Raw genomic sequence first — 21,114 nt, forward strand, 5'->3', positions numbered from 1 at the left:
AATTCAAGCATTATTTATTAATCCACATAATGCTCATGAAATATCCATGTCAAAAAACAGTACAAGCATTCGTGAAAATGGACTGGATATTCCATATGGCCATTAAAAAACAAATAATTTACATATGAAAGTAACTATTGTTGGTGCTGGAGCTGTAGGTGCAACTACAGCAGACAATTTAATCCGTCGAAATGTCGCCGAGGAGATTGTGTTATTGGATATCAAGGAAGGATTTGCAGAAGGAAAAGCACAAGATATGGCTCAAACGGCAGCCCTACTGGGTTTTGAATCCAAAATCAAAGGAGTAACCAATGACTATCTGTCTACTGCGGGCTCTACTGTTGCTGTCATCACCTCAGGTATTCCCCGTAAACCGGGAATGACCCGCGAGGAATTGATTGGGACAAATGCAAATATTGTCAAATCAGTTGTAGAGAATTTGGTAAAACACTCTCCGGATATCATTATTGTCATTGTCTCCAACCCAATGGATACGATGACCTACCTCGCGCTCAAATCAAGCGGTTTGCCTAAAAATAGGATTATCGGAATGGGAGGTACATTGGACTCAGCGCGCTTCAAATATCAATTGAGTGAAAAATTAAATGCATCGGCCGCAGATCTCAATGCCATTGTCATTGGTGGCCACGGTGATACAACCATGATTCCACTGATAAAGCACTCCACGTGGAACAGCATTCCGGTCAGTAACTTTCTTACTGCAGAAGAACAGGCAGAGATTGTCCATAAGACGATGGTGGGCGGAGCAACTTTAACAAGCCTGATTGGTACATCGGCCTGGTATGCTCCTGGTGCCGCTACTGCCGCAGTGGTCGAAAGTATTGTACGTGACCAAGGTAAATTATTTACCGCTTCTGTTTACCTCGAAGGTGAATTTGGTCAGGAGGATATTAATCTCGGTGTTCCGGTTGTTATTAACAAAAAAGGCTGGGATCGTATTATTCCATTACAACTGGATGAGGAAGATAAGGAAAAATTCAGCAAAAGTGCTGATGCCGTACGCACGATGAATAATGTATTGAAAGAGATTAAGGTATTGTAATCAACATACACGAGTGAAAGGAAAGGCTGTTATTGTAAATAACGGCCTTTTTTCATATTGCAAAAAAGATTTTACTTTCACAGGAAGATAAGGCTGCTCCAAACTTTTTTTTTAATTAAATTTTTGGCTATGTTTGGGAATATGACAACAGTACCTTTTCAAATCTTAGATCTTCAGGGGCAAGGAACACATATTCTCGTTGATGTAACACTTTATGAACGCAGTTTTAGAATGGTCATCGATACGGGAGCATCTAAAACCGTATTTGATAAAACCCAAATGGGACATCTTTTAGAGGATCAATTGCTTTTGGAGCCATCGGAAACTCTATCAACAGGTCTTGGCACGAACTCGATGGAAAGCTTTAACATGGAAATTCCCAGTTTGGCAATCGGTACCTGGCACATCAACAAATTGAAGACCGCAGTACTGGATCTAAGTTCGATCAATTATGCGTATCAGCAAATGGATCTGGAACCCGTGATCGGGGTATTAGGCGGTGATATTTTCGCCGATTATGGTGCTGTTATTGATTATGCGAAAAAGACATTACGCTTGCGGGACCGAAAAATAAAGAGTAAGTAAGCTGTAAAAATATCCCGCACTAAACTGATAAGCCTCTGGCTCGCTATACCAAGATCTCAATACGCACTACTACAGTTTAAAAAGCCGCTTATGGATATGCATCCGCAGATAGGTATAATAGAGCAGCGCAATAACTATTCCCAGTCCTCCCATCAGGTATAAGGTAGTTCGGAGACCGCAGTAACTTGCCAGGGAACCGATCATGAGTGTACCTATTGGAAAGATACCCTGAAAGGCCATGACATAATACGAAATAGCCCGCGCCCGGTAGATCGGTATGGCATGCGTCTGAATATAGGTATTGATACTGGAATTCTGCATCATCATGGCAAAGGAAACCAGCATTACATACACTAAAGCCATCTGTAACATACTTGAATGCGCCAGGAATAGCAATGCTAGCCCCATCAGTGCAGCTGCTCCCATCACCTGATAGCGTAGATTCGTTCCCGATTTCAGTCGGGCCATATTAAACGCACCGATCATGGCACCCAATCCGGCAGCACTTTCAAACCAGGAGAATATGCGCTCGTCCCCATGAAACATCTCTTTCGCTATCGCAGGCAAGAGTGAGGTATAAGGAATGACGATCAAACTGGAAAAAGTCATGATAATAATCAAGGAAGAGATATGCGGTGAACGTTTGAGGTAACGAAATCCCTCGACCAGTCCCTCCCAGTTGCTCCCTTTACTTAGTTGCACCTTGGTTTCATCCACCTTCATCATCAACAATGTAATGATAACGGGCACAAAACTGATAAAATTCAATGCAAAACAGACCAATTCACCATAGGTACTGAGTAAGATCCCTCCGATGGCGGGTCCCAGCATCCGGGCACCGTTAAAGATGGTTGAATTGAGTGCAATGGCGTTGGGCAGATCCTTACGGTCACCGACCAGATACATCATCAAGGACTGTCGACCAAGCACATCGAAGGAATTGATGACTCCTTGTATCAGCCCAAGAACCGAGAGCCACAGCACAGTCTCCAATTTGAGGTAAACCAGCAATGTCAGCATACCTGCCTGTACCATCAGGCCAATCTGCGTCAATAACACCAGCTTGTACTTCTTATGTTTATCAACAAAACTTCCGATAAAAGGGGACAAGACCAAAGAGGGTAATAAGGAAATAAACTGAACGAAACCCAACCAGAAGACCGAACCTGTCAGTTCGTAGACCAGCCAGCTGATTGCTATCCGCTGCATCCAAGTTCCCATTAGGGAAATTGCTTGTCCTATTACATGTAAACGGAAGTTTCTATAATGGAGAGACCTAAAAACCTGCATATATAAAGATAATACTATAAAAGTATAACAAAAAAGAACGGGAAGAGATTCTATTTTGCAAAAATAATGATGTAATTCATCGAAATAGATGTGTAATACTGGAATATAATCAATAACTTTGCACCTATTATTTTGAACATTAAAATAATCAAATAATTATCATTCAATAACATACACAATGAAATTTTTTATTGACACAGCGAACCTAGAGCAAATCAAGGAAGCCCAAGACTTAGGCGTATTAGACGGTGTAACGACCAATCCAAGTTTAATGGCTAAAGAAGGTATCAGCGGTGATGAGAACGTAATCAACCACTATAAAGCAATCTGTGCAATTGTTGACGGCGACGTGAGTGCTGAGGTTATTTCTACAACTTACGAAGAAATGATCAAAGAAGGAGAAGCATTAGCAGCTCTTGACAGCAAGATCGTTGTAAAAGTTCCTATGATCAAAGATGGCGTGAAAGCAATTAAATATTTCAGCAAAAAAGGTATTAAAACAAACTGTACATTGGTATTCACTGCTGGTCAAGCTTTATTGGCTGCAAAAGCGGGTGCTACTTATGTATCACCTTTTATTGGTCGTTTGGATGATATCTCTACAGACGGATTGGCATTGATCGAAGATATCCGTTTGATCTACGATAACTACCAATACCCAACACAGATCTTAGCAGCTTCTGTACGCCATAGCGCACACATCTTAGGTTGTGCTAAAATCGGTGCAGATGTAATGACAGGCCCATTATCTGCAATGTTAGCATTGCTAAAACACCCATTGACAGATAGCGGTTTAGCGACATTCTTGGCTGACCACGCTAAAGCTGCGGGTAAATAAAATAGACTATACTTCGGTATAGATTTTGAACCGATAAGGGGAAGATGACAATAATCTTAACCTTATCGGTTTTCTTATGTGGATAAATTCCGTATTTTTGTAATTGATCTAAGGTTATAACGAATAAGTCCATGGAACAATCCAATACTGTATATCCAGAAATTCTGAAACGAAATAGTTTAAAAATCACCCAACCCCGGTTAAAGGTGCTTGAAATTATTTCAACGAAAGATTCGGCTATTTCCCAGCCGGAACTGGAGAAATTATTGGGTAAAGATATCGACCGCGTGACATTGTATCGTGTATTGGCCAGTTTTGAGGAAAAGGGTATTATCCATAAGATCTTTGATCTACACGGAACCGCTACCTATGCTATGTGTTCCACCAACTGCTCCGAACATCACCATCATGACCAACATGTGCATTTCATCTGTCGGATATGCAACTCGGTCTATTGTCTGGATGAAATTACATTGCCAAAAGTGTCTATCCCCGATGGATTTAGCTTGGAGGCGATTGCCGTTAACGCGCTCGGCGTATGTAATCATTGTAAAAAATAAATCAAACCTACAGCTTCAAAACAATTTTCCGCTTGATCTGTCTATAATTTGGAAATCGGATTCACTCCGATTGGCTCGGCTATTGTACGGGTGAATGCTGATTTTTTTGTACCTTGTATCAACAGCGTAATCATACTGTTGAATGATTGCGCATAGCGTTGGTTTATTGTACCTACGGGGTAATAACCGCTATTCAACACACTAGCGATCATACAAATGACTTGGTGGCTAATACAAATGAGTAAATAATAAAACGAATGAAGACAAGAAAAGATAATCCCTATAAAGAGGTATTAACCCAACTGATCATCGATATTTTCGAAAAATCAGGAAACAAGCCCCTCAACTATAAACAAGTTTCTTCCAAATTGAATCTGACGGACAACGATTCCAAAGTTGCCATTGCCGATATTTTACAGGAAAATGTACGAAGCGGACTTTTTGTGGAAGTAGAGCGCGGAAAATTTAATCTGAAACAAATTAAAGTATATGTCACCGGAAAAGTGGATATGACAGCAGATGGTTCCGCCTATATTATTCCTGAGGATGAATTTGAAAACGATATTTATATTGCGCCACGTAAATTAAGGCAAGCCCTGCATGGCGATATTGTCAAAGTACACACTTTTGAGAAGAGAAAAGGTGGTCGCAAAAAAGAAGGTGAAGTTATTGAAATCCTACAGCGGGCCAAAACCGACTTTACCGGAACAATCAGCATTTCAAACAATTTCGCATTTTTTATCGCCGATGATCGCAAGATGTTGCACGATATCTTTATTCCACTGGACAACCTGAATGGTGCCAAGGACAAAGAGAAAGTTGTGGTTTCGATCATTGACTGGCCAAGTGGCAGTAAGAATCCGGTAGGAACGGTCAAACATGTTCTGGGTGTCAAAGGCGAAAACAATACCGAGATGAATGCGATCTTGGCAGACTACGGCTTCCCATTGGAATTCCCTAAAAAGGTAGAAGATGAGGCCAATAAAATCACAGAGAAAATCAGCAAGGAAGAGATTGCCAAAAGACGTGATTTTAGAGGTGTTACCACATTTACGATTGACCCTGCAGATGCCAAAGATTTTGACGATGCCATATCTTTCCAAAAGCTGGAGAATGGCAATTACGAGATCGGTGTACATATTGCCGATGTATCGCATTTTGTGGTTCCGGATACCGAGTTGGATAAAGAAGCTTTTAACCGTGCAACATCGGTCTATTTGGTTGACCGTGTTATTCCAATGCTTCCGGAACGTTTGTCCAATGGCGTTTGTTCATTACGCCCACATGAAGACAAACTTTGTTTTTCGGCAGTATTCGAAATGGACGAAAAAGCTACTATTCATGAGCAATGGTTTGGCCGCACGATTATCCATTCGGACAGACGGTTTAGTTATGAGGAGGCACAGGAAGTTATCGAGACGAAATCCGGTGATTTCAGCCATGAGCTATTAAAATTAAATGAGCTCGCTTATATCCTTCGTGAACGTAAGTTTAAAAATGGAGCAATTTCCTTTGAAAGTGAGGAGGTTAAATTCACCTTGGATGAAAACGGCAAACCTACAGGCGTATATACCAAAGTACGTAAAGATGCCCACAAGTTGATCGAAGATTTTATGTTGTTGGCCAACCGTAAAGTGGCTGAGTATATCGGTAAGCAAGGTCGAGGTAAAAACAAATTAACGTTTGTATACCGTTACCACGATGTTCCGAACCCGGAGACTTTGACTACATTTTCACAATTTGCGGCACGTTTTGGTCACAAGTTGACCATTAAAACAGACAAGGAAACAGCGAAATCCCTCAATGCGATAATGACCAAGATCGAAGGTAGCAAGGAACAGAATATGCTGACCTCCCTGGCGGTGCGCTCCATGGCCAAAGCAATTTATACAACTAAGAAAACAAGCCATTATGGATTGGCATTTGACTATTATACCCATTTCACCTCCCCTATCCGTCGATATCCGGATGTGATGGTACACCGTCTTTTGCAGTTCTACCTGGATGGTGGTACAAACGTCAATGCCGAGCACTACGAGAAAATGTCGGAGCATTCTTCACAAATGGAGAAAAAGGCAGCTGAAGCGGAACGCGCATCCATCAAATACAAACAGGCAGAGTACCTGCAAGATCAGATTGGCACAGAATATACTGGTATCGTATCGGGTGTAACCGAATGGGGTATGTATGTGGAGATTGAAGAGAACAAGTGTGAGGGTATGGTACGCTTACGTGATATCACGGATGATTTCTATGTACTGGATGAGAAGAACTATGCGATCATTGGCCAACGGAAGAAAAAGAAATTCCAATTGGGTGATGAGGTACAGATCCGCGTGAAGAAAGTTGATCTGGATAAACGGCAGATTGATTTTACGTTATTGTCGTAATACAATCCAGTTATATAAAAAAGCCCTATCAGTAACGCTGATAGGGCTTTTTTATAATGTAAAAGAAACTTATTGTTTGGCTCCTTTAAAAGTAAAAAAAACATCTGTTTCTTTAGTTTTCTCGCCTTGACAAAGAAGTGTTTTGTTTTTCACATCAAATAAAAACGATCCCTCTGGAGAAACGCCTGACGTTTGAATTGATACGTTCATATTATTGATAACCTTAAACTCTTTCGTAGGTATTTTAAGTGCTTTGTCCCCAATCTCAACTTTCAATGTATTGTCAGATATTTTTGTAACAGTCAAAGTTTTATCAAACATTGGTCCATTGATATTTGATAGATCTATACTACCCTTATAAGTTCCTACAGCCGCATCAATGCTTCCACCTGTTTGGATAGGCTCATCTTTATCCTTTGAACATCCCACAAAAGCGAACGCTACCAGCGCCAATACCACTGCATACATTAATTTCATTTTCATAACTTGAATACTTTAATTTGTTTTTACTAAAAAATTATCTCTTCGTTTTCAACAAATGTCTTGCCAAAAGAACGCAACAACATGCAGAATAGACAATATACTCAGAAACCAGTAGATAGTCCATTTCAAGAATTCGCATCCTACCCATAGCTACCGAACAATAATAGAGCGACTTAACTGAATTTCTCCTTATGTTTCTTTTTTTTGCGCACCAATTAAAAAAAAGCCGCGGGCAAATTCGATTAAGGACGAAGCAAAAAAATAAACAGGCTTGCTGTTCAATTAATCTCCATACGGAATAGCAACAAAGCCCCCTATTGAAAGATCAGCAGGTCGGTATGACAAGCGCAAAGGAAAATCAACGGGCATATTACCGGGCTTAACAACGCAATTATGCGTCCTGTCGGTGTCATTTACCCGAGTAAAATATCGTTTCTCCCAACTGTCTAAGAGACTTGGACGCGTGGCGAAGTGCTTTCGGCAGGTAAGTAAATAATAATTCCACCCGACTAGATCATCCAGGCCATGGACAAAACGAAATAGACTGGAGACTAAACCGTTCCGACACCCGACAAAGACAGCTAGTTGCTGTGGAAAATGACGTGGACGGGTGTCGAAATGATCTCGACAGGTGAGCAAACGAAAAATCCACCCGACTAAATCATCTAGACCAAGGACAATATACAGAAGAAGGAGCGCGAACTTGTCAACCCACGTGGGGAAATGGCTTCGCTTCAGGGAAAAGAGAGCTTCCATTTCGAAAAAATAATCTAAATTTTATATACTAACTATTTAATATTCAAAACGAAATCAGTATCTTTGCGAACTTAAAATAATTTAGGTATCAAATTTATAAACAAAAACAGGTAAATGCCTACTATTCAACAATTAGTTAGAAAAGGTAGAGTAGCTCTGGTTGATAAGAGTAAGTCACCAGCGTTGGACTCATGTCCACAGCGAAGAGGTGTATGTACACGTGTATATACTACTACCCCTAAAAAACCAAACTCAGCAATGCGTAAAGTAGCTCGTGTACGTTTAACAAACGGTAAAGAGGTCAACGCTTACATCCCTGGAGAAGGTCACAACTTACAAGAGCACTCGATCGTATTGATCCGTGGTGGTCGTGTTAAGGATTTACCAGGTGTGCGTTACCACATCATCCGTGGTGCATTAGATACTTCAGGTGTAGCAGGTCGTAACCAACGTCGTTCTAAATACGGAACTAAGCGTCCTAAACCAGGACAAGTAGCTGCAGCTCCAACAAAAGGTAAAAAGAAATAATTAAACGGAGGAAAGAAAAATGAGAAAATCAAAACCGAAAAAGAGAATCATTTTACCTGATCCAAAGTTTAACGACGTTCAGGTAACACGTTTCGTAAACAATATGATGGTAGATGGTAAAAAATCTATCGCTTATTCTATTTTTTACGATGCAGTAGAATTAGTAGAACAAAAAACACAAGAAAGCGGTTTAGAAGCTTGGAAAAAAGCTTTGAACAACGTTATGCCTGCTGTTGAAGTTAAATCACGTCGTGTAGGTGGTGCTAACTTCCAAGTTCCTATGGAAGTTCGTCCAGACCGTAAAATCGCTTTGGGTATGAAATGGTTAATTTCATACGCTCGCAAACGTGGTGAAAAAACAATGTTTGAAAAATTAGCAGGAGAAATCATTTCAGCTTCTAAAGGTGAAGGTGCTGCTGTTAAGAAGAAAGAAGATACGCACAAAATGGCGGAAGCTAACAAAGCGTTCTCACACTTCAGATTCTAATTTTGAAGACATTCAAAAAAATATGATTACACCGACCTCCGATAAACGAACAATCTTTTATCAAGGTCGGTGTACTTATTTAACATTACATTTAAACACATAAGGCCCATAAGGCCAGCTGCTTAAAAATATTATGGCAAGAGATTTAAAATTCACTAGAAATATCGGTATCGCTGCTCACATCGATGCTGGTAAAACTACAACAACTGAGCGTATCCTTTACTACTCAGGTGTAAACCATAAAATTGGTGAAGTTCACGAAGGTGCTTCAACAATGGACTGGATGGAGCAAGAGGCTGAGCGCGGGATTACAATCACTTCTGCTGCTACTACAGTTTTCTGGCAATACCGTGGTAATAAATACCAAGTAAACGTAATCGATACTCCTGGACACGTGGATTTCACGGTTGAGGTAAACCGTTCATTACGTGTATTAGACGGATTAGTATTCTTATTCTCTGCGGTTGATGGTGTTGAGCCTCAATCAGAGACTAACTGGAGATTGGCAGATAACTATGCTGTTCCACGTATCGGTTTCGTTAATAAAATGGACCGTTCAGGAGCTGACTTCTTGAAAGTTGTTGGTCAAGTAAAATCAATGTTAGGTTCTGATGCTGTCGCTTTACAATTACCTATCGGTGCTGAAGATACGTTCACTGGTGTTGTTGATTTAATTAACAACCGTGGTATCGTATGGAATGAGCATGATAAAGGTATGACGTTTACAGAAGTTCCTATTCCTGAGGATATGTTGGATGAAGTTGCTGAATACCGTGAGAAATTATTAGAAGCAGTAGCTGGTTATGATGAGACTTTGATGGAGAAATTCTTCGAAGATCCAAATTCATTAACTGAGCGCGAAATCTTAGATGCTTTACGTAAAGCAGTATTAGATAATGCTATCGTTCCTATGGTTTGTGGTTCATCTTTCAAAAACAAAGGTGTTCAAACCATGTTGGATCTAGTAATGGAATTGTTGCCTTCACCTCTTGATATCGACGCTGTAAAAGGTACTAACCCTGACACAGGTGAAGAGATCTTACGTAAACCAGATGTTAACGAACCTTTCGCAGCTTTAGGTTTCAAAATTGCGACTGACCCATTCGTAGGTCGTTTATGTTTTATCCGTGCTTACTCAGGTAAGTTAGATGCTGGTTCTTATGTATTGAACACTCGTTCAGGTAACAAAGAGCGTATCTCTCGTATCTTCCAAATGCACGCGAACAAACAAAACCCTATTCCTTTTATTGAGGCTGGTGATATCGGTGCGGTTGTAGGTTTCAAAGACATCAAAACTGGTGATACACTTTGTGACGAAAAAGCGCCTATCATATTAGAGTCTATGACTTTCCCTGAGCCAGTAATTGGTTTAGCGATTGAGCCTAAAACTCAAGCTGACGTAGATAGATTAGGTATTGGTCTTGGTAAATTAGCTGAAGAAGATCCTACATTCGTTGTTAAAACTGACGAAGAAACTGGTCAAACAGTTATCTCTGGTATGGGTGAGCTTCACTTAGAGATCTTGATCGACCGTTTGAAACGTGAATTCAAAGTTGAGGTTAACCAAGGTGCTCCTCAAGTATCATACAAAGAGTCTATCAACGGTACAACTGAGCACCGTGAGGTATTCAAAAAACAATCAGGTGGTCGTGGTAAATTCGCGGATATCAAAGTTGTTATCTCTCCAGCGGACGAAGATTTCGATTTAACTAAATCACCTCTTCAATTCGTTAATGAAATCGTTGGTGGTAAAATCCCTAAAGAATTTATCCCTTCTGTTCAAAAAGGATTTGAAACTTCAATGAAAAATGGTGTATTAGCAGGATTCCCATTATCAGGAATGAAAGTTCGTTTGATTGATGGTTCATTCCACGCTGTCGATTCAGATTCATTGTCTTTCGAATTAGCTGCTCGTCAAGCATACCGTGAAGGATTGCCTAAATGTTCTCCAGTGTTAATGGAACCAATTATGAAAATAGAGGTTTTAACACCAGAAGAAAACATGGGTGATGTAATGGGTGACTTAAACCGTCGTCGTGGTCAAATGCAAGGTTTGGATTCACGTAACGGTGCACAGGTTATCAAAGCATTGGTTCCACTTTCTGAAATGTTCGGTTACGTAACTCAATTACGTACAATCACTTCAGGTCGTGCAACATCTACAATGGAATTTGATCACTTTGCTGAAGCTCCTCGTAACGTTGCTGATGACGTGATTGCAAAATCAAAAGGTAAAATCAAAGGTTCTGTAGAATAATAGAACTCAAAAATAAAGGAACAAAGATGAAGGACTATAATCGTTTATCTTTGTTCTTTAATCAAAAAATACACACCGATTGCTAGTTGTGAATAGCTCTAATTAGCAATCATTTTAAATAAATAAAAATGAGCCAAAGAATCAGAATTAAATTGAAATCTTACGATTACAATTTGGTTGACAAGTCAGCTGAAAAAATCGTAAAAACAGTAAAACCTACAGGTGCAGTTGTTAGTGGTCCTATTCCATTGCCTACTGAGAAAAAAATCTACACGGTATTACGTTCACCACACGTTAACAAAAAAGCACGTGAGCAATTCCAATTGTGTGCTTACAAAAGATTGTTGGATATCTATTCATCAAACGCTAAAACTGTTGACGCATTGATGAAACTTGAATTACCTTCAGGTGTTGAAGTAGAAATCAAAGTGTGATAGATTTCAGTCACTGAAAACAAAAAGGGCCTTTCGTAAGAAAAGCCCTTTTTTAATACCTCGATTTAAATTATAATTGATAACCTACTCCAATCGAAAATACGCGATTCTTTAAGGAACCTCCATCTGCTCCAACCATATCAACTAATCCTAAACCATAACCACCATTAATCAAAAAACCGTTTGATAGACGATAGCCCGCTAAAAAGTTAAGTCCCGCATCAAATCGTTTTAAACCATCGTCTCCAAATCCAATATCCACTTTAACGTTTCCTGTTTTAGCCTTAGCAGATAAGCCCAATCCTGCATATGGTCCCGCTCCCAAGAAAAAATTCCCAGAATTTCCGGTAGGGATACTGTATACAAAGTTTACAGGTATCTCCAGATACATCAGATCTAATTTTCCATCATTGCCCAATTCTTCAAAGCCATTCACTGATACTCCCTTACCTCCTTTTCCTTGAAGGGATAAGCCTGGCTGAATGGAAAGGTTTTGTGCTAAAGGTGCATCTAAATAACCTGTCAAATAAAATGATGTAGATGTTTTTGTGGAAACAGATATGTTCTCGGAAGAAGCGGTCACTTTAGGAAAAGTAACACCTGCCTTGAAACCATACGATGTCTGCGCTTTGGCTCCGGCAATAAAACATAATGCCGCAGCGATTGATAGTAATTTTCTTTTCATTAAAAAACAAATTAAATATAGACCGAAAATAGCATATAATTCACTGAAATACAACTAAAAAAGCTCTTTATATTTCTATAACTTTTTTTTAGAATTACAAAAATTGATGTATCTATAATTCAACATAAGGAAGTTGTCCAATTCGTATAACTGATCACTAAAACAGTAAAAGCCACATCTTATCTCGTGGCTTTTATAACTAATATTTTTTGATATGGATCTACTTGCAATAAATCGTCAATAAAATCCGTTATCCTTACATTACCTTCCTTATTATTAATCAAGCCAAGATGATAAATGGAAAGGCAATTCAACAGCCTGTTTTATCATCCGGTCCTCATCGAATATATCCATGATGATCAACCCACTATAATAAGGCTTACCATACCGATTATCAGACATTTTTTGGATATTAACTAACTTTCCTCTTGTCTGAAAACGCTTCCAATTTCTGTCAATCGGCCCATAGGATTCTGAGAGCATATAAGGTCCAATATATTCCCAATACTGTACACTAAACATTTTATTTTCTTCATCAAATGCTATCTCTTGACCAACCAATTTCGATATGTCACGACCCAGCCTCAAACTCAGGAACTGGCCAGCGTTGGAATAAATATTATATGCAAATTCTTTATATTTATCAGGTCCTCCACTACCATTCGCTGAGCTATTGGACGATCCGGGAATAGCGAAAAAGTTAAAAGCGGGATTAACCGTCATCACATCAAATATAAATATCTTACATGGAGCATATTGAATTGAGTTAAGTTCTACTTTACCAGCCAATATACGTTCACCTTCGGGTTTATTATTTTTGAAAACTTTCCCATCAAAGGAAAAGGACAAACGGCCTCCCTTTTTATCATATTTAAAATCTGTGATCTTAAAAGATTTCTCCGTTTGGAGATGCGGCGCAAAATAATTACTATCATCCGGCGAGTTTTGTTTCAAATACTGCACCTTGGCCAGTGCACCATTCTGAAGTAAAGTCAACTTCAACTCAGCGTAATCACCGTTGTCTTCCTTTACTGCGGTAATTAGATTAATCTGTCCACAATTATCCAAATTGTAATCGTAAGTCACTTTTCCTCTAACAGCATGATTGTTGTCCGAAAACAAAATACTCGCTTTGGAATCAGCACCACTTTCTTCCGACTTTTCACAACCAGCTACAAGAAACAAGAAAAAAACAGAAAATACAAGTAGAGATCTATTCATCATATTATCATAATTTTCATAAAAAGAATTAATTATTCACGCAAAATACATTAATTATTGTAAAATAACAAAAAATCAATTCATTATAAACAAAAATTTAACATCCGAATAGATAATGGGCCTTTAATGAATTCATCATCACGATGGGACTCGCATATGATCCCTTTGGCAAAAATTTAAGGGGAAACTTAAATACAAAACACCTCACACCTGAACATAATCATAGCGCTCTCTTCCAAATAGAAATACCATCTTGGAAGATCATTCCTTCGCCTCATTTTCAATAAACTTCTTCTCGATAGGATTTAAAGAATCGAATAGATCTTTGTAGACCTCATCTTTACTGTTCTCCTCCCCTAATAAAAATCCCCAAGGTTTAAGTTCTTTGATACGATCCATGACGATCTTAACAATTGCCAAAATAGGAATAGCTAAAAACATTCCCGAAATACCCCACACCATCTCACCGATAATAATGGATAACATCGCAAATAGCGAATTGACCTTGACCTTTGATCCCACAATTTTGGGGACGATAAAGTTGCTATCAATCATATGTACAATAATCAAAGCTAAGATCACCAGTACAACATGTGTAAATGATGATGTAGCGAAGGTAAGAATAGCAATAATAAGCATTGACGAGAAAATACCCACATAAGGTAATACGTTGAACACCCCCGTAATTAAAGCCAGCAAGAGGCTATACTTTACACCGATCAGTGATAATGTAACAAAGACCAGAAGAGAAACCAAACTCATCTGAATTAACAGGCCAATTAAGTATTTTTTGACTACATATTGAATCTGATTAACCACATCCAACACAATCGGACGATCGTCGACACGATTAGCAAACAGCAGGAATTTAACAATATGCCCTCTGTAGATCAGCAAAAAGAATGTATACAGGAATGTGAAGACAAACAGAATAAAAATAGAAGACAAGGACATGATAAATGTACCGAGAAACAGTGTTCCTGAATCAACAGATTTTGAAGCTGTTTTATTGATAAAGTCGATCTGATCTTTGTGCTGTATACCAAACTGCTGGCTAACCCAAGTCTGCAGTTTATCCACGCCATCCATAATCTGATGTTTAAAAGCAGGAAAGTCCTCTTTGAGCAGCGTCAGCTGTGAGGCCAGCAAAAAGAGGCCATAACCCAGAACACCAAAAAACAGAATCACGCTCAGTATTCCGGCCAATGTTCGGGGAAAACGCAACTTCTTCTCCATAAAATTACTCAACGGAATCAACAGCAAAGCAAATAGGAGCCCTAAGATCATAGGGATAAGTATCGTGTCACCGATCTTCGCCAAATAGCCTAAAAGAAGGATACTAATTAATACGCAGGCTAATTTAACATAGAATGGTAAAGAGAGAAATCTTTTCATGCAGTATACTTTTGAATAAAAATAACAAATTTGGTGCACATAATTTTAACCCAATAAAAAAGTCCCTACAAATGCAGGGACTTCTTCCTCATAATAAGCTTAAATACTTATATTTCTTATAGTCCAAAACCGATACCCACAGACCAAACACGGTTTTTGATTGAACCACTATTAGGCGCCAAGTTTGTTAAACCCAAGCCATAACCAGCATTAATCTGAAAACCATTAGTCAATTGATAACCAGCTAGGAAGTTTACACCAAAATCGGTGCGTTTTAATTCATCACCATCTCCGCTTCCGAATTTTACATCAGTTTCAACTTTTCCACCATTTCCGCTCGCCTTATTTTTACCACTTAAACCAAAACCTACATAGGGACCAGCACCAATAAAGAAATTACCTGACCCACCAGTAGGGAGTTTAGCAACTAAATTGACTGGGATATCCAAAGACATAACACTTTGTTTTACCTCTGCAGAGTTATTGCCATCACCAATCGACCATTTTGCTCCTTTATTTTGTAAGGACAATCCTGGCTGAATAGAGAAATATGGAGATACAGGCGCGTCCAAATAACCTGTTACAAAAAAGCCTGTGTTAGACTCTGAACTTCCATTTTCAATTGAATATTTAGGAATATTTACACCCGCACGTAGGCCGTATCCCAATCCACCTTGTGCAAAAGCTCCCAATGAACCAAATAAAATTGCCGCAGATAATAATAGTTTTTTCATGTTTCCTAATTTAATTTACTTTGTTCTTTTATCATTTCCTCTCATATATTTCTTGTATGAGATTTCTGACAGTCTCATTTGCAATATCTATTCCAAAATCCATAAACTATTCATATCCAATTCAAAACAAAAGAAAAAACTCATACCAGATTTTTTTTGAATGTCCTCTAAAAGATACAGTAGGTTGAATAAACCTCAACTTTTTCAACATCTCCACCTACAATCGACAAGGTGATCATAAATCTAAAGTGACACCTGTATTAAAAACTACCAGCTTGGTTTTCAGAATAATGTCCAAAAACACAAAAGTTTTATCACAAAGATTTCCTAATTCCAATTATAAGTTTTATTTTTGCAGACCTTCAAAGGAAAAAAAAATAGGGTCGGATGGCCGAGTGGCTAGGCTGAGGTCTGCAAAACCTCCTACAGCGGTTCGAATCCGCTTCCGACCTCGTTTTATTTAAACAATAAAAATATTATCAAAATGGGAGTTACACGTTTAAAAAGAAAAGATAGAAGAAATAAAACTGTTTCACGTGTTGAAGTTCAGTTCTTGAAATTAGGAACTAACGTTGAGTTAGGTACTAGATCAAAAATGAAAGCTGACAACCAAATCGTTAAAAACGATGCTATCTTAAATCAATTAGCTAAGTAAGCAAAAAGAAATTAGCAGCCTTTAAAGTTATACTTTAAAGGCTTTTTAATAAGTCTACCATTTGGTGGACTTTTTCTTTTGAGCTCATCCACTGTGCCTCATCCATTCCCTTGACCTGATCCTGTGCAAATTGCATCTTTGAAGGCTGGCTTTCCTTCGCCGAACTATGTATAGCAATAGCCCCGGTTTCAGCTAATATCGTCCGGATATTGGAAGCATCCACCCCAGCGCCCGGCATAATTACAATACGCCCATTAGCCTGCTCGATCAATTGTTGCAGTAAAGGTGCCCCCGATAAAGCTGAATTTCTCAAACCCGAAGTCAGTATACGATCGATCCCCAAAGCAATAACATCTTCCAATGCAGCAAAAGGATCCTCCACACGATCAAAGGCACGATGAAATGTCACATGCATCGGACGCGCAGCATCAACCAAACGCATCGTATTGATCTTATCAACAGTACCATCTGCATTCAATACACCTATGACAACGCCATCCATACCCATTTCCTTACACAGCTCGATATCGGCGATCATTTCCAATACTTCTTCCTCTGTATATAGAAAGTCTCCCCCACGTGGCCGAATCAGTACGTGTATACCGATATGCACAAGCTCACGTACCAACTTCAATTGACCAAAAGAAGGTGTAGTTCCTCCATTCTCCAAGTTTTGACAAAATTCAATACGTGTTGCTCCTCCTTTTTCAGCTTCGATCGCCGAAGCGACTGAATTGGAACATATTTCTAATTGATAATTTCCGATTGCTTTCTCCTTCATTCAATTCAATTTTTAACCTGTTTTTATCCTATGCGAATAACGCAAAAAAAACGCAAATTACCTATTTTCCACTATTGAGAAAGTAAAGCTATTCTTTCTTGAACAAGCTTTAAATGGAATCAAATTTTCACAAAAGCAGTCGGCTTCTAACTCTTGTTGTGCAGTATTCGACAGATCACCAGTCTATTATTATTCATAATTGGGAAAACATTTCTCCAAACTATTTGTATATACCTTACATGCTTTTATTTAAAACATTAAGAACCAGTACCATATAAACTTTAAGTAAAATATCATGGCTATTATATCAAGAAATATGGAGACACAGGAACGGATCATCAGTACTTTTGAGGAACTCCAGTCCACTATACATGGTCTAAAAAGTCAGATTGTTGAATTCGAACTATTGTTTAACCAAGCATGTAATAGGCATATTGCATCTGATTTTAAAAAGGAATGGTTATTGGACCGTATTTCCTCCCGTCATGCAATGATTCTGATTCGACACGACAGCCTACAACTTATTCAGGAAACGGTCTCAGCCTACCGCGACTATGATGGCTTCTTTCTGGACCACAAACAATTACTGGATGCGATCGAATTATTGATGCTCACTCATGCAGAAGAGGAAGAATATGAAATGGCAGCCATTATAAAAAAATGGCATGAAAAATTTGCCGATGCGGTTTATTTCCTCGCGGACCTCAGCTATTAAGTCATTGTTTTGTTTTACATTTGCGGCACTGTAAAATATTGAATCATGCGCAAACCACCCGCTATAGTTGATCTACATGCCGATGCTTTCCTTGAAGACTGGGAAGACTACTCAGCTGACGAACTGATATTAGAATCCATTGATTTTTTAAGATCCAACTTAGATGCAGCCATTTATTGGGAAATGAACGAAATCAAGTTTATTCATGGAAAGGGAAAAGGCACTTTAAAAAAAATGATATTTAAGGAATTACAGGACTATAAAGAGAGTGGTTCAATTGACCGATATTATACTTCTTACCAGAATGAAGACATTGTAGTTGTCGTCATTGGAGTTTAAAAAGAGACCACCTCATGCGGTAGTCTCTTCAATAAATCTTGTTATTATTTGATTGCTGGGGTAACGACGACCTTACGAAATTCTACCGGCCCGTGATCTCCTTGGAAATACAATGGTCCCGGTTCGGCCTCCTTACTATCCAACGCACCACCAGTAATTCCCGGAATCTCCTGATTGCTGATCACTGTTTTGCCATTCGCTACAACCGTCACCAGTCGTCCGACCAGCGTGATATCAAATGTCTGCCATTCTCCAGCTCCTTTATTCACCATTTCATTTGCTGCCAGGAACCCATAGACTCCTGCAAAAAGTACGGCATTCGGATGTGCATCTTTCGGGCTATCCTCAATCTGCACCTCATAGCGCGCTCTTAGATAGACCCCACTATTACTTCCCGCAGGAATTTTAAATTCAACATGTAACTTAAAATCTTCAAATTTTTGTTCCGAAACAAGATTAGAACCCGACTGTGGACTGGTCAAGATCCCATTTTTCACAACCCATTGATTTGTTTTACCTGTAGCTTTCCAACCCGAAAGATCTTTTCCATTAAAAAGCTGGATCGGTTTCCCCCATTTAACGGCAGTTGTTCTTTTTAATTCTGGCGCGCGTACACCTTTAAAGCGATGTGTTTTCCCATCAGGTTCTGTTATCGTTCCCTGTAATATTCCATTTTGGATCTCCCCTTCCACACTTAAGTTCATCTTTCCGCCTTCCCATTGTGGTGGTATCGCAAATTTAAATTTTCCGTTTTCATAAAAAACTTGTGAAACGGGTCTCGCGCTCCCCGAAGTACTCACATAGTGGCCTACTAAAGTTTTATAACCTGACAATTTCACTTCAAGCCAGGAAGGTGCAGGGGTACCATTGACGTCTACCTCGATATCCCATCGCCCGATTAGCTCTTTTCCTTCAATTTCTTGGTTTTGAACAATTGACTCCTTTATAGAATCTTTAGCGAAAGTTGCTTGCGGTAGCGCAGCAGAAGCCAAAAGCCCTAAAAGAAATGCCGCTTTTCTTTTCATATTGTTTATGTTTATATTCTAATTGACAATAAATTTCCAGCAATTTAACTGTTTCGACTCTGGTATCCAAGGAGTATCGTGTTAAAAAATGCTAAGAATACGATGCCTTGCAAGTAGTATGAACTGATTTCCCAGTATTGATCATATAAAAAAATGCCTTGTATTAATCTGATTTTAAATCCGATTCATAAAAAACACGATGGGCTGCTCGCCATGGAATCAATGAACTGATAAGTATTACCGTGGCAATTCCACCAACTAATGGAGAACGGTCGGCAAAGAAAAAGCACAGTACATAAAGCAACAGCGCAATAAAGGTAAGTGAAAATGCAATCATCTTCAATCCAAATTTATTCTGATTTTTCAGTGCCATCTCTTCTTCTATATCAATCTGCTGTACAGCTTCCTTACGTGCGGCTCTAGTTTGTTTGAGTGCAAGGTATTCTGCACTTATCTTCCCGCGTGATTTCGCATATAGTTCAACACAGATCAACAACACAAAGGGCAGTACAACTCCAAGCAGCATCTCGTTGGCCCGGCTAAGTTTATAGTTTATCAACAAAGGAAAAATAATCTTAAACAGCAGATTGACGCTTAAGCTGACAGCAGTTATATACACAGTAGCCTTTCCTGTCAATCGCTTTGAAAACAACGCCCATATTGGTGGTGCCAATAATGGTCCACCGGTAATGGCGCCTATACTTAGGGTGAACTCGACTATCCCACCAATCAATGGCACGATCAGTGCAACAATAATCATAAAAAACCCAAAAAACCAAGATGATGCGCGAGCGATAAACATCAGTTTTTTTTCTGACGCTTGTGGATTTAAAGTTCCCTTATAGATATCGTTTGTAAAAACAGCTGATACAACATTTAAGGCCGTATTTGCGGATGCCGAAGTGGAGAAGTACATTCCTGTGAGCATCAATCCAAGTAATCCTGCTGGGAGTACCTGCTTACACACCATGATGTAAGCCGTTTCTGTCGCCAAGCCTGTCAAGTCCGGATTGATCGCTTTGTAAACCATTGGCGGAATCATCCACAAAATCGGGCTAGCAATATACAATGCAGCAAATAAATAAGCGACCTTGGATGCTGATCGTGGCGTATCAACACTGGTATACCGCTGTACAAATGTCCAGTTGCCCCCAATATAAAAAATATGATACAACGCAAAAGCTAAAATAAAACCCCAGGTATATTCACCATTTACAACATTGAAGAAATCATCTGGCACTTTGTCCAAGAAGGACTGTACACCGCCCACTTCCTGAAAAACCAATGGGATGACAATCACGATCGCTGCTGTCAGGACGACAAACTGTAGAATATCTGTCACCATTACGGCCCACAAACCGCCGATGGCAGTATAGGCAATCATTAGGATGCCCAGCACAATGGTAACTGGGATCAGGGGGTAGTCCAACGATTCGGAAACAAGTTTGGCCACAGAATACAACACGGAGCCCTTGAGAAATACCGAAACGATCATGAAGACATAGATGTAACACTTCTGTACAGCGCTTCCTAGGCGTTCCTTAATAAACTCGGCCGCAGTAAGATTTCCTGTAGCCTTCCATTTGGGAGCCAGATAAAGACCTGTAATTAGCCCACCTATACACATGGTCCACTGAATGGTAATCGCTACCCAGCCATGACTATAGGCTATTGAACCCCAAGCGACAAAGGTACCTGCTGAAAAAAAACTCATAAATAGGGACATTCCTCCTATAAACCAGGGCACAGATTCACCTCCAGCAAAAAAGGACTTCAAATTTCTTCCGGTTCGTGAAAAGCTTATCCCAACCAGCATGATGAATACTGAAAAAACGATTATGACTACTGTATCTATCATCTTATATCAAACATTAAATTACTGAATATTATCAT

22 protein-coding genes and 1 tRNA gene are annotated in these 21,114 nt (G+C 39.3%); 13 read left to right on the top strand and 10 right to left on the bottom strand.

The genetic code is table 11. The annotated features are described in order from the left end of the window. Positions 1-124 precede the first annotated feature (124 nt). Positions 125-1,063, top strand: a complete 939-nt coding sequence (locus M2408_RS17615; protein WP_120262138.1) for a malate dehydrogenase — start codon at positions 125-127, stop codon at positions 1,061-1,063. Between the two features lie 129 nt (positions 1,064-1,192). Beyond that, positions 1,193-1,648, top strand: a complete 456-nt coding sequence (locus M2408_RS17620) for an aspartyl protease family protein (RefSeq protein ID WP_259183872.1) — start codon at positions 1,193-1,195, stop codon at positions 1,646-1,648. A 69-nt stretch (positions 1,649-1,717) separates the two neighbouring features. Here the strand turns inward: M2408_RS17620 and M2408_RS17625 are convergent, their stop codons facing one another. Continuing rightward, the gene (locus tag M2408_RS17625) at positions 1,718-2,938 is read right to left on the bottom strand and encodes an MFS transporter (RefSeq protein ID WP_259183873.1); all 1,221 of its coding nucleotides are present in this window, start codon (positions 2,936-2,938) and stop codon (positions 1,718-1,720) included. A gap of 178 nt (positions 2,939-3,116) precedes the next feature. On the opposite strand from M2408_RS17625, the gene fsa reads away from it, so the two are divergent. Next, positions 3,117-3,776: a fructose-6-phosphate aldolase gene (fsa, locus tag M2408_RS17630; RefSeq protein ID WP_120262140.1), complete on the top strand. Its 660-nt coding sequence runs from the start codon at positions 3,117-3,119 to the stop codon at positions 3,774-3,776. 131 nt (positions 3,777-3,907) lie between these two features. After that, positions 3,908-4,336, top strand: coding sequence for a Fur family transcriptional regulator (locus M2408_RS17635; protein ID WP_259183878.1), 429 nt, complete (start codon positions 3,908-3,910; stop codon positions 4,334-4,336). A gap of 41 nt (positions 4,337-4,377) precedes the next feature. Here the strand turns inward: M2408_RS17635 and M2408_RS17640 are convergent, their stop codons facing one another. Then, positions 4,378-4,548, bottom strand: coding sequence for a hypothetical protein (locus tag M2408_RS17640; protein ID WP_259183895.1), 171 nt, complete (start codon positions 4,546-4,548; stop codon positions 4,378-4,380). A 45-nt stretch (positions 4,549-4,593) separates the two neighbouring features. Here M2408_RS17640 and rnr point away from each other — a divergent pair, with 45 nt between their 5' ends. Continuing rightward, the gene (rnr, locus tag M2408_RS17645) at positions 4,594-6,726 is read left to right on the top strand and encodes a ribonuclease R (RefSeq protein WP_259183904.1); all 2,133 of its coding nucleotides are present in this window, start codon (positions 4,594-4,596) and stop codon (positions 6,724-6,726) included. Positions 6,727-6,795: 69 nt separating this feature from the next. On the opposite strand, the gene M2408_RS17650 is transcribed toward rnr, so the two are convergent. Continuing rightward, positions 6,796-7,209, bottom strand: a complete 414-nt coding sequence (locus tag M2408_RS17650; RefSeq protein ID WP_259183911.1) for a hypothetical protein — start codon at positions 7,207-7,209, stop codon at positions 6,796-6,798. 870 nt (positions 7,210-8,079) lie between these two features. Between M2408_RS17650 and rpsL the strand changes: the two genes are divergently transcribed. From rpsL to rpsJ, 4 genes are all read left to right on the top strand, one after another. Continuing rightward, positions 8,080-8,493 carry a 30S ribosomal protein S12 gene (gene rpsL, locus M2408_RS17655; RefSeq protein WP_073405808.1) on the top strand — a complete coding sequence of 138 codons (414 nt, stop codon included), beginning with the start codon at positions 8,080-8,082 and terminating at the stop codon, positions 8,491-8,493. Positions 8,494-8,512: 19 nt separating this feature from the next. Then, positions 8,513-8,980, top strand: a complete 468-nt coding sequence (gene rpsG / locus M2408_RS17660) for a 30S ribosomal protein S7 (protein WP_046671863.1) — start codon at positions 8,513-8,515, stop codon at positions 8,978-8,980. Positions 8,981-9,113: 133 nt separating this feature from the next. After that, positions 9,114-11,237 carry an elongation factor G gene (gene fusA / locus M2408_RS17665; RefSeq protein ID WP_259183939.1) on the top strand — a complete coding sequence of 708 codons (2,124 nt, stop codon included), beginning with the start codon at positions 9,114-9,116 and terminating at the stop codon, positions 11,235-11,237. Positions 11,238-11,365: 128 nt separating this feature from the next. Beyond that, entirely contained in the window at positions 11,366-11,671 is a 306-nt protein-coding gene (gene rpsJ, locus M2408_RS17670; protein WP_028070501.1) for a 30S ribosomal protein S10, read from the top strand. A 70-nt stretch (positions 11,672-11,741) separates the two neighbouring features. Here rpsJ and M2408_RS17675 read toward each other — a convergent pair whose 3' ends face one another. The 4 genes from M2408_RS17675 to M2408_RS17690 form a co-directional block, all read right to left on the bottom strand. Continuing rightward, on the bottom strand, positions 11,742-12,356 hold the full coding sequence (locus M2408_RS17675; protein WP_259183958.1) for a porin family protein: 615 nt from the start codon (positions 12,354-12,356) through the stop codon (positions 11,742-11,744). 276 nt (positions 12,357-12,632) lie between these two features. Then, positions 12,633-13,580, bottom strand: a complete 948-nt coding sequence (locus tag M2408_RS17680; protein ID WP_259183966.1) for a hypothetical protein — start codon at positions 13,578-13,580, stop codon at positions 12,633-12,635. A 258-nt stretch (positions 13,581-13,838) separates the two neighbouring features. Further along, positions 13,839-14,972 (bottom strand): AI-2E family transporter, encoded by a 1,134-nt coding sequence (locus M2408_RS17685; RefSeq protein ID WP_120262147.1) that lies wholly within the window; start codon positions 14,970-14,972, stop codon positions 13,839-13,841. A gap of 116 nt (positions 14,973-15,088) precedes the next feature. Next, positions 15,089-15,706: a porin family protein gene (locus tag M2408_RS17690; protein ID WP_259183971.1), complete on the bottom strand. Its 618-nt coding sequence runs from the start codon at positions 15,704-15,706 to the stop codon at positions 15,089-15,091. 381 nt (positions 15,707-16,087) lie between these two features. Here M2408_RS17690 and M2408_RS17695 point away from each other — a divergent pair. Both M2408_RS17695 and M2408_RS17700 read left to right on the top strand, forming a co-directional pair. Further along, positions 16,088-16,158 (top strand) — tRNA-Cys (locus tag M2408_RS17695). A gap of 32 nt (positions 16,159-16,190) precedes the next feature. Further along, positions 16,191-16,361, top strand: coding sequence for a spore protein (locus M2408_RS17700; RefSeq protein WP_259183974.1), 171 nt, complete (start codon positions 16,191-16,193; stop codon positions 16,359-16,361). Positions 16,362-16,395: 34 nt separating this feature from the next. Here M2408_RS17700 and M2408_RS17705 read toward each other — a convergent pair whose 3' ends face one another. Next, positions 16,396-17,142: a copper homeostasis protein CutC gene (locus M2408_RS17705; protein ID WP_259183976.1), complete on the bottom strand. Its 747-nt coding sequence runs from the start codon at positions 17,140-17,142 to the stop codon at positions 16,396-16,398. A 295-nt stretch (positions 17,143-17,437) separates the two neighbouring features. Here M2408_RS17705 and M2408_RS17710 point away from each other — a divergent pair, with 295 nt between their 5' ends. Beyond that, entirely contained in the window at positions 17,438-17,857 is a 420-nt protein-coding gene (locus tag M2408_RS17710; RefSeq protein WP_259183978.1) for a hypothetical protein, read from the top strand. A 45-nt stretch (positions 17,858-17,902) separates the two neighbouring features. Next, positions 17,903-18,196 (top strand): hypothetical protein, encoded by a 294-nt coding sequence (locus M2408_RS17715; protein WP_259183980.1) that lies wholly within the window; start codon positions 17,903-17,905, stop codon positions 18,194-18,196. A 44-nt stretch (positions 18,197-18,240) separates the two neighbouring features. On the opposite strand, the gene M2408_RS17720 is transcribed toward M2408_RS17715, so the two are convergent. Both M2408_RS17720 and M2408_RS17725 read right to left on the bottom strand, forming a co-directional pair. After that, a complete protein-coding gene (locus tag M2408_RS17720; protein ID WP_259183994.1) occupies positions 18,241-19,221 on the bottom strand; it encodes a DUF1080 domain-containing protein in 981 nt (326 codons plus the stop codon). Between the two features lie 163 nt (positions 19,222-19,384). Continuing rightward, on the bottom strand, positions 19,385-21,079 hold the full coding sequence (locus tag M2408_RS17725) for a sodium:solute symporter family protein (RefSeq protein WP_259184002.1): 1,695 nt from the start codon (positions 21,077-21,079) through the stop codon (positions 19,385-19,387). Positions 21,080-21,114: the final 35 nt, after the last annotated feature.

Origin of the sequence: Sphingobacterium sp. BIGb0165, assembly GCF_024810095.1 — a bacterium.
GTDB lineage: Bacteria > Bacteroidota > Bacteroidia > Sphingobacteriales > Sphingobacteriaceae > Sphingobacterium > Sphingobacterium detergens.